14 protein-coding genes are annotated in these 15,023 nt (G+C 60.9%); 6 read left to right on the top strand and 8 right to left on the bottom strand.

The features are described from left to right. Positions 1–5: 5 nt before the first annotated feature. The 3 genes from mreD to mreB all read right to left on the bottom strand — a co-directional run bounded on the left by mreD (position 6) and on the right by mreB (position 2,793). Positions 6–494, bottom strand: coding sequence for a rod shape-determining protein MreD (gene mreD, locus DYL59_RS00610; protein ID WP_003171788.1), 489 nt, complete (start codon positions 492–494; stop codon positions 6–8). Next, a complete protein-coding gene (gene mreC, locus DYL59_RS00605) occupies positions 494–1,615 on the bottom strand; it encodes a rod shape-determining protein MreC (protein ID WP_135287414.1) in 1,122 nt (373 codons plus the stop codon). Before mreC ends, mreD begins: the two co-directional genes overlap by 1 nt. A gap of 140 nt (positions 1,616–1,755) precedes the next feature. Then, positions 1,756–2,793 (bottom strand): rod shape-determining protein MreB, encoded by a 1,038-nt coding sequence (mreB, locus tag DYL59_RS00600; protein ID WP_002555108.1) that lies wholly within the window; start codon positions 2,791–2,793, stop codon positions 1,756–1,758. A 210-nt stretch (positions 2,794–3,003) separates the two neighbouring features. On the opposite strand from mreB, the gene gatC reads away from it, so the two are divergent. The 6 genes from gatC to DYL59_RS00570 all read left to right on the top strand — a co-directional run bounded on the left by gatC (position 3,004) and on the right by DYL59_RS00570 (position 8,252). Continuing rightward, complete coding sequence (gene gatC, locus DYL59_RS00595) at positions 3,004–3,291, top strand: Asp-tRNA(Asn)/Glu-tRNA(Gln) amidotransferase subunit GatC (RefSeq protein ID WP_135287413.1); 288 nt, start codon at positions 3,004–3,006, stop codon at positions 3,289–3,291. A gap of 16 nt (positions 3,292–3,307) precedes the next feature. Continuing rightward, complete coding sequence (gatA, locus tag DYL59_RS00590; protein WP_135287412.1) at positions 3,308–4,759, top strand: Asp-tRNA(Asn)/Glu-tRNA(Gln) amidotransferase subunit GatA; 1,452 nt, start codon at positions 3,308–3,310, stop codon at positions 4,757–4,759. 10 nt (positions 4,760–4,769) lie between these two features. Continuing rightward, positions 4,770–6,215, top strand: a complete 1,446-nt coding sequence (gatB, locus tag DYL59_RS00585; protein WP_135287411.1) for an Asp-tRNA(Asn)/Glu-tRNA(Gln) amidotransferase subunit GatB — start codon at positions 4,770–4,772, stop codon at positions 6,213–6,215. 189 nt (positions 6,216–6,404) lie between these two features. Beyond that, positions 6,405–6,776: a septal ring lytic transglycosylase RlpA family protein gene (locus DYL59_RS00580; protein WP_135287410.1), complete on the top strand. Its 372-nt coding sequence runs from the start codon at positions 6,405–6,407 to the stop codon at positions 6,774–6,776. Positions 6,777–6,834: 58 nt separating this feature from the next. After that, a complete protein-coding gene (locus DYL59_RS00575) occupies positions 6,835–7,881 on the top strand; it encodes a calcium/sodium antiporter (protein WP_135287721.1) in 1,047 nt (348 codons plus the stop codon). Next, on the top strand, positions 7,878–8,252 hold the full coding sequence (locus DYL59_RS00570; RefSeq protein ID WP_135287409.1) for a carboxymuconolactone decarboxylase family protein: 375 nt from the start codon (positions 7,878–7,880) through the stop codon (positions 8,250–8,252). The genes DYL59_RS00575 and DYL59_RS00570 overlap by 4 nt, the downstream gene beginning before the upstream one ends. Before the next feature lie 109 nt (positions 8,253–8,361). On the opposite strand, the gene DYL59_RS00565 is transcribed toward DYL59_RS00570, so the two are convergent. The 5 genes from DYL59_RS00565 to kdgD all read right to left on the bottom strand — a co-directional run bounded on the left by DYL59_RS00565 (position 8,362) and on the right by kdgD (position 14,933). Further along, positions 8,362–9,303, bottom strand: coding sequence for an AEC family transporter (locus tag DYL59_RS00565; protein ID WP_135287408.1), 942 nt, complete (start codon positions 9,301–9,303; stop codon positions 8,362–8,364). 189 nt (positions 9,304–9,492) lie between these two features. Then, a complete protein-coding gene (garD, locus tag DYL59_RS00560; protein ID WP_135287407.1) occupies positions 9,493–11,046 on the bottom strand; it encodes a galactarate dehydratase in 1,554 nt (517 codons plus the stop codon). A gap of 11 nt (positions 11,047–11,057) precedes the next feature. Continuing rightward, positions 11,058–12,422 carry an MFS transporter gene (locus DYL59_RS00555; RefSeq protein WP_135287406.1) on the bottom strand — a complete coding sequence of 455 codons (1,365 nt, stop codon included), beginning with the start codon at positions 12,420–12,422 and terminating at the stop codon, positions 11,058–11,060. Between the two features lie 99 nt (positions 12,423–12,521). Then, entirely contained in the window at positions 12,522–13,967 is a 1,446-nt protein-coding gene (locus DYL59_RS00550) for an aldehyde dehydrogenase family protein (RefSeq protein ID WP_135287405.1), read from the bottom strand. Positions 13,968–14,021: 54 nt separating this feature from the next. Then, positions 14,022–14,933 (bottom strand): 5-dehydro-4-deoxyglucarate dehydratase, encoded by a 912-nt coding sequence (gene kdgD / locus DYL59_RS00545; protein ID WP_135287404.1) that lies wholly within the window; start codon positions 14,931–14,933, stop codon positions 14,022–14,024. Between the last annotated feature and the right edge of the window lie 90 nt (positions 14,934–15,023).

Below are 15,023 nucleotides of genomic sequence, written 5' to 3'. Positions count from 1 at the left end.
TCCATTCAATTGATTTTATAGCGACGGCGTAACCCACGCAGGCCGAAACTGATCCAAGGCCACAGCAGCGCGCTGACCAAGGCCGGCAGTACCAACGCCAAGGTCGGTTGACGGTTGCCGGTCAAGGCGCTGAGCCATAGCTGTACAAGCTGCGCCAGGCCGAAGATCACCAGGATCACCAGGCACTGCTGCCACATCGGAAACATACGAAGACGCTGCTGCAAGGACAGCACCAGGAAGGTGATCAGGGTCAGGATCAACGCATTCTGACCCAGCAAGGTGCCATAGAGCACATCTTCCGCCAAGCCCAGGAACATCGCCGTGACCATGCCCACCTTATGTGGCAGGTTCAGCGACCAGAAGGCCAGCAGCAATGCCAGCCAGAGTGGGCGCAGGATTTCCATGAATTGGGGCAGCGGCGAAACGCTGAGCAGCAAGCCGATGGCGAAGGTCAACCAGACGATCCAGCCATTACGCGAATGAGTGCCGGCCATTATTCCTCCCTCTGCCGCGTGGTTGCCGGAGTAGCCGGGGGCTTCACTGCGGGTGTTGCAGCAGCAGGCGTGGCAGCGGGCGGTTTGGCCGCAACCGGTTTGACCGGATGCGCAGTGTGGGCCGCAGGCTTGACCGGCGTGGCCACGGGCGCTGTCGCAGGCGTTGGCGTTGGCGCCGGAGCAGCCGGCGTCGTTGTGGCGGGCTTGGGTACTGTCGCAGGAATAACGGGCGTAGTGCCGTTTTTCTGGTCTTCCGCTTCCTGGGCCTGGGCGGCTTCGTTGGCGCGCTCCTCCGGGGTGCGGTTGTCGCTGAACACCAGCAGCAGGTAGCGACTGCGGTTCAGAGCGGCGGTGGGCACGGCACGCACAATGGCGAACGGCTGGCCAGAGTCGTGGATCACTTCCTTGACGGTCGCCACCGGGTAACCGGCCGGGAAACGCTGGCCAAGGCCGGAGCTGACCAGCAGGTCGCCTTCCTTGATATCAGCCGTGTCGGCCACATGCCGCAACTCCAGGCGCTCGGGGTTGCCGGTGCCGCTGGCAATCGCACGCAGGCCGTTGCGGTTCACTTGCACCGGAATGCTGTGGGTGGTGTCCGTCAGCAACAAAACCCGCGAGGTGTAGGGCATCAGCTCGACCACCTGCCCCATCAGGCCACGGGCATCGAGTACCGGCTGGCCCAGGACCACACCGTCGCGCTCACCTTTATTGATGATGATGCGATGGGTGAAGGGGTTGGGGTCCATGCCGATCAATTCGGCCACTTCGACCTTTTCATTGACCAGCGCGGAGGAATTGAGCAACTCGCGCAGCCGAACGTTCTGCTCGGTGAGGGCCGCCAGCTTTTGCATGCGTCCCTGCAGCAACAGGTTTTCAGTCTTGAGTTTTTCGTTCTCGGCGACCAGCTCGGTGCGGCTGCCAAATTGGCTGGCCACGCCCTGGTAGAGACGTTGTGGCAGGTCGGTGATCCAGTAAGTCTGCATCAGCACCAGCGACATCTGGCTACGCACAGGCTTGAGCAGTGCGAAGCGAGCATCGACTACCATCAGCGCGACCGAAAGCACGACCAGCACCAACAGGCGCACGCCCAATGAGGGGCCTTTGGCGAAAAGCGGTTTAATAAGCCGCTCCTCCCAGGCAAATGTTTTCTTTATTCATACGGCATCTAACCGGCCTGGATGCAGATTGAAGAAGATAAACGCCAACAGGCAGCACTGCAAAGTGCTGCCTGCGGGCGAAACATGGGCATACCAGCAATGACTTATTCGCTGGAGAGCAGGTCCATGGTGTGTTTATCCATCATTTCCAGTGCACGACCACCGCCACGGGCAACGCAGGTCAGCGGGTCTTCGGCGACGATCACCGGCAGGCCAGTCTCTTGGGCCAGCAGCTTGTCGAGGTCACGCAGCAAGGCGCCACCACCGGTCAGCACCAGGCCACGCTCGGCGATGTCGGAAGCCAGTTCCGGCGGCGATTGCTCCAGGGCGCTTTTCACGGCCTGAACGATGGTGGCCAGGGACTCTTGCAGAGCTTCCAGCACTTCATTGGAGTTCAGGGTGAAGGCACGCGGAACGCCTTCGGCCAGGTTGCGACCGCGCACATCGACTTCGCGCACTTCGCCGCCTGGGTAAGCTGTACCGATTTCCTGCTTGATGCGCTCGGCGGTGGACTCACCGATCAGGCTGCCGTAGTTACGACGTACATAAGTGATGATCGCTTCGTCGAAACGGTCGCCGCCTACGCGTACGGATTCGGCATACACCACACCGTTCAGGGAGATCAGGGCGATTTCAGTGGTACCACCACCGATATCCACCACCATCGAACCGCGAGCTTCTTCAACCGGCAGGCCGGCACCGATCGCAGCAGCCATTGGCTCTTCGATCAGGAACACTTCACGGGCACCGGCGCCAAGGGCCGATTCACGGATGGCACGACGCTCAACCTGGGTGGACTTGCAAGGAACGCAGATCAGCACACGTGGGCTGGGCTGCAGGAAACTGTTTTCGTGAACCTTGTTGATGAAGTACTGCAGCATCTTCTCGCAGACGCTGAAGTCGGCGATCACGCCGTCTTTCATCGGACGAATGGCAGCAATATTGCCTGGTGTACGGCCGAGCATGCGCTTGGCCTCGGTGCCAACGGCAACGACACTTTTCTGATTACCATGGGTCCGAATGGCCACAACCGATGGCTCATTCAGGACGATACCGCGCTCGCGCACGTAAATAAGGGTGTTGGCAGTGCCCAGGTCAATGGAAAGATCGCTGGAAAACATGCCACGCAGTTTCTTGAACATGGGGAAAGGACCCTAGGCAACGCGTGGGTAAAAAAGTGCGGCAAACTCTAACAACGACAGGGATTTTGGGCAAGGCGCCAATGTGCTAAATTGGCCGACTTTCTGTGCACCAACCCCCACAATCGCGGCCATATGACCGTAGAAATGCGGTAGTGTTCCGACAATCTAACACACGGACGCCCTCCGTTCTGTTTTCCACTGGAGAATCCCATGGCGCTTGACCGCTCCGACGTGGAAAAAATCGCTCACCTGGCCCACCTGGGCCTGGCTGAAGTCGATCTTCCACCGATTACCGCAGCCCTGAACAGCATTCTCGGGCTGGTTGACCAAATGCAGGCCGTGAATACCGACGGCATCGAGCCCCTGGCTCACCCGCTGGAAGCCAGTCAGCGCCTGCGCGCCGACGTCGTGACCGAGCGCAATAATCGCGAGGCCTACCAGTCCATCGCGCCAGCGGTCGAAAACGGCCTGTACCTGGTTCCGAAAGTCATCGACTAAAGGGAAAGAGCCTTTCATGCATCACATGACTCTGGCCGAGATCGCCCGCGGTCTCGCCGACAAAACGTTTTCTTCCGAAGAGCTGACCAAGACCCTGCTTGCGCGCATCGCCGCGCACGACTCCAAGGTCAACAGCTTCATCAGCCTCACCGAAGAACTGGCCCTGAGCCAGGCAAAGGCCGCCGACGCACGTCGCGCCAACGGTGAAAATGGCGCGCTGCTGGGCGCACCAATCGCCCACAAAGACCTGTTCTGCACCCAGGGCATTCGCACCAGCTGCGGCTCGAAGATGCTCGACAACTTCAAGGCACCCTACGACGCCACCGTGGTGTCCAAGCTGGCTGCCGCCGGGGCCGTGACCCTGGGCAAGACCAACATGGACGAATTCGCCATGGGTTCGGCCAACGAGTCGAGCTACTACGGTGCGGTGAAAAACCCGTGGAACCTGGAACACGTGCCCGGCGGTTCGTCCGGTGGTTCGGCCGCCGCCGTTGCCGCACGCTTCCTGCCGGCAGCCACGGCCACCGACACCGGTGGTTCCATCCGCCAGCCAGCGGCGTTCACCAACCTCACCGGTTTGAAGCCGACCTACGGTCGCGTTTCCCGTTGGGGCATGATCGCCTACGCGTCCAGCCTCGATCAGGGCGGCCCATTGGCACGCACCGCCGAAGACTGCGCGATCTTGTTACAAGGTATGGCAGGGTTCGATAAACAGGACTCCACCAGCATCGACGAGCCAGTGCCCGACTACAGCGCCAGCCTGAACACCTCGATCAAGGGCCTGCGCATTGGCGTGCCGAAGGAATACTTCAGCGCCGGTCTCGACCCACGCATCGCTGAGCTGGTGCACAACAGTGTTAAAGAGCTGGAAAAGCTTGGTGCCGTAATCAAGGAAATCAGCCTGCCGAACAACCAGCACGCGATTCCTGCTTACTACGTGATCGCACCGGCAGAGGCCTCCTCCAACCTGTCGCGTTTCGACGGTGTGCGTTTCGGCTACCGCTGCGAAAACCCCAAGGACCTCACCGACCTGTACAAACGCTCCCGTGGCGAAGGCTTCGGTGTGGAAGTACAGCGCCGCATCATGGTCGGTGCCTACGCCCTGTCGGCCGGCTACTACGACGCGTACTACCTCAAGGCGCAAAAAATCCGCCGCCTGGTGAAGAACGACTTCATGGCTGCCTTTGAACAAGTCGATGTAATCCTCGGCCCAACCACGCCGAACCCGGCCTGGAAGCTCGGCGCCAAAAATGGCGACCCGGTGGCTGCATACCTCGAAGACCTGTACACCATCACCGCCAACCTCGCGGGCCTGCCGGGCTTGTCCATGCCTGCCGGTTTCGTCGATGGCCTGCCGGTAGGCGTGCAGCTGCTCGCCCCGTATTTCCAGGAAGGCCGCCTGCTCAATGTGGCGCACCAGTACCAGTTGAACACTGACTGGCACACTCGCACCCCTACCGGCTTCTGAGGAGAACACTATGCAATGGGAAGTCGTGATCGGGCTGGAGATTCATACCCAGCTCGCCACCCAATCGAAGATTTTCTCCGGTAGCGCCACCACGTTCGGCTCCGAGCCCAACACCCAGGCCAGCCTGGTCGACCTGGGCATGCCCGGCGTGCTGCCGGTGCTGAACCAGGAAGCGGTGCGCATGGCGGTGATGTTCGGCTTGGCGATTGACGCCGAGATCGGCCAGCACAACGTGTTTGCGCGCAAGAACTACTTCTACCCGGACCTGCCCAAGGGCTACCAGATCAGCCAGATGGAACTGCCGATCGTCGGCAAGGGCCACCTGGACATCCCCCTGGAAGACGGCACCATCAAGCGTGTCGGCGTGACCCGCGCGCACCTGGAAGAAGACGCCGGCAAGAGCCTGCACGAAGAATTCCCCGGCGCCACCGGCATCGACCTGAACCGTGCCGGCACGCCGCTGCTGGAGATCGTCTCCGAGCCGGACATGCGCAGCGCCAAGGAAGCCGTGGCCTACGTCAAGACCATCCACGCCCTGGTGCGTTACCTGGGCATCTGCGACGGCAACATGGCCGAAGGTTCGCTGCGCTGCGACTGCAACGTGTCGATTCGCCCAAAAGGCCAGGTCGAGTTCGGCACGCGCTGCGAGATCAAGAACGTCAACTCGTTCCGCTTCATCGAGAAGGCGATCAACAGCGAAGTGCGTCGCCAGATCGAGCTGATCGAAGACGGTGGCAAGGTCATCCAGCAAACCCGCCTGTACGACCCGAACAAAGACGAAACCCGCGCCATGCGCAGTAAAGAGGAAGCCAACGACTACCGTTACTTCCCCGACCCGGACCTGTTGCCGGTGGTGATCGAGGACGCGTTCCTCAGCGACATCCGCGCCACCCTGCCGGAACTGCCGCAGCAAAAACGCGAGCGCTTCCAGGAACAGTTCGGCCTGTCGGTCTACGACGCCAGCGTGCTGGCCTCCAGCCGTGAGCAAGCCAACTACTTCGAGCAAGTGGTGAACATTGCCGGTGACGCCAAGCTGGCGGCCAACTGGGTGATGGTTGAGCTGGGCAGCCTGCTGAACAAACAAGGCCTGGAAATCGACGAAGCGCCGGTAACCGCCGAGCAACTGGGCGGCATGCTGCTGCGCATCAAGGACAACACCATCTCCGGCAAAATCGCCAAGACCGTGTTCGAAGCGATGGCCAACGGCGAAGGCAGCGCCGACGAGATCATCGAGAAGCGCGGCCTCAAGCAAGTCACCGACAGCGGCGCCATCTCGGCCGTTCTCGATGAAATGCTCGCGGCCAATGCCGAGCAGGTCGAGCAGTACCGTGCGGCCGACGAAGCCAAGCGCGGCAAGATGTTCGGCTTCTTTGTGGGCCAGGCGATGAAAGCCTCCAAAGGCAAGGCCAACCCGCAACAGGTGAACGAATTGCTTAAAAGCAAGCTCGAAGGCTGACTGCAATGAAGAGACCGAGTGAGACTTCATGCTCAACTCGGTCCACTGTGGGAACAGCTTTGTGTGGGAGGGGGCTTGCTCCCGATAGCGGTTTATCAGCCAAATATTCATCAGCTGACACACTGCAATCGGGAGCAAGCCCCCTCCCACATAAACCCCTCCCACATTTGATAGGGGGATAATCTGCAAATGAAGCGTCTATTAGGCCTCCTGGCCCTTTTCTCTCTACTGGCCGGCTGCGCCAGCGGCCCCGTTGACCCCAACGGCTACGACGAAACCGGCACCGCCTCCTATTACGGCGCCCGCCACCACGGCAAGAAAACCGCCAGCGGTGAGCCCTTCAACCAGAACGCCCTGACCGCCGCCCACCGGCAATTGCCGTTCGGCGCCCAGGTCAAGGTCACCAACCTCGACAACGACAAATCCGTGGTTGTACGTATCAATGATCGCGGCCCGCATACCCGTGGGCGCTTGATCGATCTGTCACGCAGGGCGGCCGAGCAACTGGGCATGATTAGCAGCGGCACCGCACGGGTACGCGTGCAAGCCTTGAGCAACTGACCAGGGAGCCCCGGCCATTTTCGGATTAACTGCCCTCTCCCCCTGGAGCCTGTTGGAACTGGCCAGCGGCCTGATGCTGCTGATCGTCGGCGCCGAAATTTTGGTGCGTGCCGCCGTGCGACTGGCCGCCAGCCTCAAGGTTCGGCCGTTGATCATCGGCCTGAGCATCGTCGCCTTCGGCAGCAGCGCGCCGCAGATGACCGTCAGCCTGCAGGCCACCCTCGCCGGCAATACCGACATTGCCGTGGGCAGCGTGATCGGCAGCAGCATTTTCAACATTCTGGTGACCCTGGGCCTGTCGGCGCTGATCATTCCGCTGCGTGTGTCGCGCCAGCTGGTGCGCCTGGATATCCCGGTGATGATCCTCGCCGGACTGCTGGTATTCACCCTCGCCGCCAATGAGGAACTCACCCCCATCGACGGCCTGTTGTTGCTGGTCGCCCTGCTCGCCTACCTCGGCGTACTGCATTACCAGACGCGCCATTCCCGCCGCCCGCGCACCCTGGACACCGTGGCCAGCGCGCCGTGGTTGAGCAGTGTGCTGCTGATACTGGGCGGGCTGCTGATTCTGGTGCTGGCCGGGCACTTGCTGCTGGGCGCAGCGGTGGATGTGGCAAGCGACCTGGGCCTGTCGGAACGGGTCATCGGCCTGACCCTGATTGGCGTCGGCACATCCTTGCCCTGCCTGGCCACTTCGCTGATCGCCGCCCTGCGCGGGGAGCGGGAAATCGCCGTGGGTAACGTGATCGGCAGCAACCTGTTCAACCTGCTGGGGGTGCTGGGCTTTACCGCCCTGGTGGCGCCAACGCCGCTGTCGGTGTCGCCCAACGCCCTGGATTTTGACCTGCCGGTGATGCTCGCCGCCGTGGTTTTATGCTTGCCGGTGTTCTACACCGGCTACCGCGTGACCCGCGCCGAGGGCCTGGTGTTGCTGGGGCTATACCTGGCTTACGGGCTGCATGTGATGGCCTTCACCACCGGCATGCCATTGGCCACCCAGCTTGAACATTTGATGCTGTATTACGTCCTGCCAGTGCTGGTGGCTTTCCTGTTGTTCAGCACGCTGCGAGCCTGGCGCCGCCAACACAAGAGGGAATCGCAATGACCGACCAGAAAAAGCCAGGGGTTGAAATGCGTCGCCAAGTGATGGGCGATGTGTTCGTCGACCGCGCGCTGGGCAATGCCACCGAGTTCACCCAACCCCTGCAGGATTTCGTCAACGAACATGCCTGGGGCAGTGTGTGGAACCGCGAAGGTTTGCCGCTCAAGACCCGCAGCCTGATCACCCTCGCCGCCCTCACCGCCCTAAAGTGCCCGCAGGAACTCAAAGGCCACGTGCGCGGCGCGTTGAACAATGGGTGCACAGTGGAAGAGATTCGTGAGGCGTTGCTGCATTGCGCAGTGTATGCCGGTGTGCCGGCAGCGATTGATGCGTTTCGGGCGGCGCAGGAAGTGATTGAGGCGTATCAGCAGTGACTGTCAGATAGCCTTCGCGAGCAAGCCCGCCCCCACAATTGAAGGTATTCACAAATCAAACTGTGGGAGCGGGCTTGCTCGCGAATGGCCCTAACAAACACCTGAAAACTCAGATCCACCCCCCCGCCTGCAACACAAAAATCCCAATATTGGTGGTCACCGCCGCCATCAACGTGGTGATCACGATAATCGCCGCCGCCAACTCATGATTGCCCTCTGCCGCCCTGGCCATCACAAAACTGGCCGCCGCCGTCGGCGCACCGAAGTACAGGAACAGGATCCCCAGTTCCGGCCCACGGAACCCCAGCAGCCAAGCCCCTAAGGTCGCAGCCACCGGCAGCCAGACCATCTTCATCAAACTCGCGCTCAGCGCCATTTTGCCGCTCTTGCGCAGCGCTGCCAGGGACAAGGTGCCGCCAATGCAGATCAAGGCCAACGGCAAGGTGGTATCCGCCAGATACTGCATGGATTTTTCCAACCAGCCAGGCAGGCCAATCTGAAAATAAGCGAACGGCGCGGCCACGATCACGCTGATGATCAAAGGATTGGCCACGACGCTCTTGAAAATGCTCCACGGGTCGGACTTGATCACCGGGCTGTACACCGCCAGCACAATGGTCGACAGCGTGTTGTAGAACAGGATCACCAGCGCCGCGAGGATCGCACCCAGGGAGATACCGTAGTCGCCGTACATGCTGGCGGCCAGCGCCAGGCCGATCACCCCGTTATTGCCGCGAAACGCGCCCTGGGTATAGATACCCCGGTCTTCACGCTTGCAACGAAAAATCGCCCAGCCCCAGGCCAGGGCAAAACTGACCAGGGTGGCGACCGCAAAATAGATCAGCAAACCCGGCTTGAGCGCCGAGTGCAGGTCGGCATGCAGGATGCCCAGGAACAGCAGCGCCGGCATGGTGACGTTGAACACCAGCGAGGAAGCGGTGTGGATGAAGTTGTCGTTGATCCAGTTGATGCGCTTGAGCAGCACACCCAAAAACAGCATGGCAAACACCGGCGCGGTGATGGTGAGGGTGGTGAGGAAGATAGCCAGCATGCCGGGGAGAACCTTGGTGAGCGTCGTTAGGGGGCTAATGATAAGCCATGCTGACGCGCAGTGCCTGGAAGACCGCTATCGGGAGCAAGCCCCCTCCCACATTTGACCGCGTTCCAAAGGTCGAACTCGGTCAAATGTGGGAGCGGCGGTGCGACGATTCGACTTGCTCGCGAAGCAGGCGACTCGGTCTCAGGTGATAGGCGCTGGGTTGAACAAGGTGATGTCGTTATGCAGCTTGTGCCGCTCGGCCCAGGTTTGCTTCTTGCCGCTGGCCACATCCAGGTAGAAGTGGAACAACTCCCACCCCAATTCCTCGATGCTCGCACGCCCGGTAGCGATGCGCCCCGCGTCGATGTCGATAAGGTCCGGCCAACGCTGCGCCAACTCCGTACGCGTCGATACCTTCACCACCGGCGCCATCGCCAGCCCGTACGGTGTACCACGCCCGGTGGTGAACACATGCAGGTTCATCCCCGCCGCCAGTTGCAAGGTGCCGCACACAAAATCACTGGCCGGCGTGGCGCAAAAGATCAGGCCCTTGCCCTTGAAACGCTCGCCTGGCCCCAGCACGCCATTGATCGCGCTGCTGCCGGACTTGACGATGGAACCCAGGGACTTCTCGACAATATTCGACAACCCGCCCTTCTTGTTGCCCGGCGTAGTGTTGGCGCTGCGATCCGCCTCGCCCTTGGCCAGGTAACGGTCGTACCAGTCCATTTCGCGCACCAACTCCTGGGCCACCGCCTTGCTTTCGGCACGGGAAGTGAGCAGGTAAATAGCGTCGCGCACTTCGGTGACTTCGGAAAACATCACCGTCGCCCCCGCCCGCAGCAGCAAGTCCGAGGCATAGCCCAACGCCGGGTTGGCGGTGATGCCAGAAAACGCATCGCTGCCGCCGCACTGCATGCCCAGGATCAGCTCCGAGGCCGGCACGGTTTCGCGGCGGCGCTGGTCGAGTTTTTTCAAGCGCGTCTCGGCCAACGCCATGATCTGCTCGATCATCTCGGTAAAACCGTGGCTGGAATCCTGCAACCGGTACAACCACGGCTCGCTCAGGTCGACAGAGCTGTCGTTGTCGTGCATCACCTGCCCGGCCTGCAATTTCTCGCAGCCCAGGCTGATCACCAGGGCTTCGCCTCCCAGGTTGGGGTTGCGTGCCAGATTGCGCACGGTGCGAATCGGGATGTAGGCGTCCGTCGCCGTGATCGCCACGCCGCAGCCGTAGCTGTGGGTGAGTGCCACCACGTCATCGACGTGGGGGTACTTGGGCAGCAGTTCATCCTTGATGCGCTTGACCGCATGGTCCAGCACCCCCGTAACGCACTGCACGGTGGTGGTGATACCAAGGATATTGCGCGTACCCACGGTACCGTCGGCGTTGCGGTACCCCTCAAAGGTGAACCCCTCCAACGGTGCCTGGGTTTCAGGCACCTCGGTGGACAGCGGCAAGCTGTCCAGCGGCGGCGCGGTGGGCATGCGCAGTTGATCTTCCTGCACCCAACTGCCGCGAGGAATCGGCGCCAGGGCATAACCGATGGTTTGGCCGTAGCGAATAATCTGACCGCCTTCGGGGATATCTTCCAGGGTCACCTTGTGGCTCTGGGGGATGAAATCCACGGTGACCAGGCCGTCCGGGAACTCGGTCCCGGCCGGTACGCCCTGGTCATTGACCACGATCACCACGTTGTCGCGCTCGTGCAAACGAATAGAGCGCGGCGAGTCGGCATGTTCAATCAACTGCATTACATCGCCCCTCAGGAATGCGCTTCGGTTAGGTTGCTCAACTGTGGCCCCTTGGTTGGCGGCTCTTTGAGGACTACACGTTTGATCGGACCCACGATGACCAAGTAGCTGAACACCGCCACCAGCGCGTTGGCGCCGACGAACACCAGGGCCCACTTGAACGAGCCGGTGGTGCTGATGATGTAGCCAATCACGATCGGTGTAGTGATCGATGCCAGATTACCGAAGGTATTGAACAGGCCGCCACTGAGGCCGGCGATTTGTTTCGGCGAGGTGTCAGACACCACCGCCCAACCCAGTGCGCCAACGCCTTTACCGAAGAAGGCCAGGGCCATGAAGCCGACCACCATCCACTCGATGTCCACGTAGTTGCACGCCACGATGCTGCTGGAGATCAGCAGGCCACCAATGATCGGCGCCTTGCGGGCAAAGGTCAGGGAGTGGCCCTTGCGCAGCAGGTAGTCGGAAATCACCCCGCCCAGTACCCCACCGATAAACCCGCAGATCGCTGGCAGCGAGGCAATGAAACCGGCCTTGAGGATGGTCATGCCACGGTCTTGTACCAGGTACACCGGGAACCAGGTCAGGAAGAAGTAAGTGATGCCGTTGATGCAGTACTGGCCCAGGTACACCCCCAGCATCATGCGGTTGGTCAGCAACTGACGGATGTAATCCCACTTAGGGCCGTCGGTTTTCTTATCCTTGGCCTTGTCCTGGTCCATATCGACCATCGCGCCGTTGGCTGCGATGTGGTTGAACTCGGCTTCGTTGATCATCGGATGTTGGCGCGGGCTGTAGATCACTTTCAGCCAGATCAGCGAGAAGACGATGCCGATCACACCCATCACGATAAACACGTGCTGCCAACCGAAGCTGTAGACGATCCAGCCCATCAGCGGCGCAAACAGCACCGTGGCGAAGTACTGCGCCGAGTTGAAGATCGCCGAAGCGGTGCCCCGCTCAGCCGTAGGAAACCACGCCGCCACGATGCGGGCATTTCCGGGGAACGAAGGCGCTTCGGCCAGGCCCACCAAAAAGCGCAGCATAAACAGCGCAACCACTGCGGTGGAAACCCCGAACTCACCAACATAGCCTTGCAGCACGGTGAACAGGGACCAGGTGAAGATGCTCAGGGCATAGACTTTTTTCGAGCCGAATCGGTCCAGCAGCCAGCCGCCGGGAATTTGCCCGGCCACGTAGGCCCAACCGAATGCAGAGAAGATATAACCGAGGGTGACCGCGTCGATGCCGAGGTCTTTTTGCAGGCTGGAGCCCGCGATGGCGATGGTGGCCCGGTCGGCGTAGTTGATGGTGGTCACCAAAAAAAGCATGAGCAATATCAAATAGCGGACGTGGGTCGGCTTGGTCGCTTGCATGTAGAAGTACTCCCACTAATTATTTTTTTTGCGGGTAATGGTTTTCTGTTTTTTAGTGTGGGGACCAGCAGGCATCCGGCCCCCACAAGGTGTTGCGTGTTACGAACCGATGTAGCTGGTTTTCACCACGGTGTAGAACTCTTGCGCATAGCGACCTTGCTCACGCGAACCGTAGGATGAGCCCTTACGGCCACCGAATGGAACGTGATAGTCCACGCCGGCGGTCGGCAGGTTGACCATCACCATCCCGGCCTGGGAGTGGCGCTTGAAGTGGTTGGCGTACTTGAGCGAGGTGGTGGCAATGCCCGCTGACAAACCAAACTCAGTGTCGTTGGCCATGGCCAGCGCCGCTTCGTAATCCGCGACGCGTACCACGTTGGCCACTGGGCCAAAGATCTCTTCGCGGCTGATGCGCATGGCCGCTTCGCTGTCGGCAAACAGGGTTGGCGCCAGGTAGTAGCCTTCGGTGTCACAGGTCACCAGGCCGCCACCGCTCACCAGCCGTGCACCCTCGCTTTGGCCGATGTCGATGTACTTCAAGTCCTGGTCCAACTGGGCCTGGGAAACCACCGGGCCGATGTCGGTGCCGCTTTTCAACGCGTGACCGACCTTGATCGACTTCATGCGCTCAGCCATGGCCGCTACAAACTGGTCATGGATACCCGCAGTCACGATCAAGCGGCTGGAGGCGGTGCAACGCTGGCCGGTGGAGTAGAACGCGCTCTGCACCGATAGCTCGACCGCCTGCTTGAGGTCGGCGTCATCGAGGATGATCTGGGGGTTCTTGCCGCCCATCTCCAACTGCACTTTGGCCTGGCGCGACACACAGCTGACGGCGATCTGACGACCCACGCCCACGGAACCGGTGAAGCTGATGCCATCGACTTTCGGGCTGTTGACCAGCACATCGCCAACGACGCGGCCGCTGCCCATCACCAGGTTGAACACGCCAGCCGGGAAACCGGCGCGGGAGATGATTTCGGCCAGGGCCCAGGCGCAGCCCGGCACCAGTTCGGCGGGCTTGATCACCACGCAGTTGCCGTAGGCCAGGGCCGGGGCGATTTTCCAGGCGGGGATGGCGATCGGGAAGTTCCACGGCGTGATCAGGCCGACTACGCCAAGGGCTTCGCGGGTCACTTCGACATTCACGCCAGGGCGCACCGACGGCACGTAGTCGCCGGACAAGCGCAGGCATTCACCGGCGAAGAACTTGAAGATGTTACCGGCGCGGGTCACTTCGCCGATGGCTTCAGGCAAGGTCTTGCCTTCTTCACGGGCCAGCAAGGTGCCGAGTTCTTCACGGCGGGCGAGGATTTCGCTGCCGACTTTATCGAGGGCATCATGGCGCGCCTGGATGCCGGACATGGACCACGCCGGGAATGCAGCACGGGCGGCGTCGATGGCGGCGTTGACCTGAGCAACGTCGGCCTTGGCGTATTCGCCAATGACATCAGACAACTCCGACGGGTTGAGGTTGACGCAATAGTCGGCACCGGCCACCCACTGGCCATTGATGTAGTTTTCATAACGCTGGGCTTGGGACACGAATTCTCTCCTGACGCAAAAGGCCGCTGATTGCTCAGCGGCCTTGTAGATAAGTTATTGCGCGCCTTGCTTGTCGATCAGCGCGGCGAGGGCTTCGTATTCTTCCGGCAGCAGGTCGGTCAGCGGGGTGCGCACTGGGCCTGCGTCATGGCCGACGATTTTTGCACCCGCCTTGACGATGCTCACGGCATAACCGGCCTTGCGGTTGCGGATGTCGAGGTACGGCAGGAAGAAGTCGTCGATGATCTTGGCGACGGTGGCGTGATCGTCCTTGGCAATGGCGTGGTAGAAGTCCATCGCGGTTTTCGGAATGAAGTTGAACACCGCCGAGGAGTACACCGGCACGCCCAAAGCCTTGTAGGCAGCGGCGTAAACCTCTGCGGTCGGCAGGCCGCCGAGGTAGCTGAAACGATCACCAAGGCGACGGCGGATCGAGACCATCAGTTCGATATCGCCCAGGCCATCCTTGTAGCCGATCAGGTTCGGGCAGCGCTCGGCCAGGCGTTCCAGCAGCGGCGCAGTCAGGCGGCAGACGTTGCGGTTGTAAACCACCACGCCGATTTTGACCGATTTGCACACCGCTTCAACGTGGGCGGCAACGCCGTCCTGGCTGGCTTCGGTGAGGTAGTGCGGCAGCAGCAGCAGGCCTTTGGCACCCAGGCGCTCGGCCTCTTGAGCGTACTCAATGGCTTGGCGCGTCGAACCGCCCACACCAGCGAGGATCGGCACGCTGGTGGCGCAAGTATCAACGGCGGTCTTGACCACCTGGGAATATTCGCTGGCGGCGAGGGAGAAAAACTCACCGGTGCCGCCGGCCGCGAACAAGGCGGTGGCGCCGTACGGGGCCAGCCATTCCAGACGCTTGATGTAGCCCGCCTGGTGGAAATCACCTTGGGCGTTGAAATCGGTCACCGGGAAAGACAGCAGACCGTGGGAGAGGATGGACTTCAGTTCTTGTGGATTCATTATTCGAACACCCTGGGCGAAGACTTTCTGTCGAAAGATTGTTGTTGGCTTGTTGATGTCGTACGTCATCGTACAACTATAAATAAATTC

The organism is Pseudomonas kairouanensis (genome assembly GCF_004682055.1).
GTDB lineage: Bacteria > Pseudomonadota > Gammaproteobacteria > Pseudomonadales > Pseudomonadaceae > Aquipseudomonas > Aquipseudomonas kairouanensis.
The sequence above is the reverse complement of the archived record's forward strand: the minus strand, read 5'-3'. Positions and strand labels throughout refer to the sequence as shown.

Coding starts and splice junctions, on each gene's coding strand:
- gatB (WP_135287411.1), top strand. CDS start 4,770: ATGCAATGGGAAGTCGTGATCGGGCTGGAGATTCATACCCAGCTCGCC.
- gatC (WP_135287413.1), top strand. CDS start 3,004: ATGGCGCTTGACCGCTCCGACGTGGAAAAAATCGCTCACCTGGCCCAC.
- garD (WP_135287407.1), bottom strand. CDS start 11,046: ATGCAGTTGATTGAACATGCCGACTCGCCGCGCTCTATTCGTTTGCAC.
- kdgD (WP_135287404.1), bottom strand. CDS start 14,933: ATGAATCCACAAGAACTGAAGTCCATCCTCTCCCACGGTCTGCTGTCT.
- gatA (WP_135287412.1), top strand. CDS start 3,308: ATGCATCACATGACTCTGGCCGAGATCGCCCGCGGTCTCGCCGACAAA.
- mreD (WP_003171788.1), bottom strand. CDS start 494: ATGGCCGGCACTCATTCGCGTAATGGCTGGATCGTCTGGTTGACCTTC.
- DYL59_RS00570 (WP_135287409.1), top strand. CDS start 7,878: ATGACCGACCAGAAAAAGCCAGGGGTTGAAATGCGTCGCCAAGTGATG.
- mreB (WP_002555108.1), bottom strand. CDS start 2,793: ATGTTCAAGAAACTGCGTGGCATGTTTTCCAGCGATCTTTCCATTGAC.
- DYL59_RS00565 (WP_135287408.1), bottom strand. CDS start 9,303: ATGCTGGCTATCTTCCTCACCACCCTCACCATCACCGCGCCGGTGTTT.
- DYL59_RS00580 (WP_135287410.1), top strand. CDS start 6,405: ATGAAGCGTCTATTAGGCCTCCTGGCCCTTTTCTCTCTACTGGCCGGC.
- DYL59_RS00555 (WP_135287406.1), bottom strand. CDS start 12,422: ATGCAAGCGACCAAGCCGACCCACGTCCGCTATTTGATATTGCTCATG.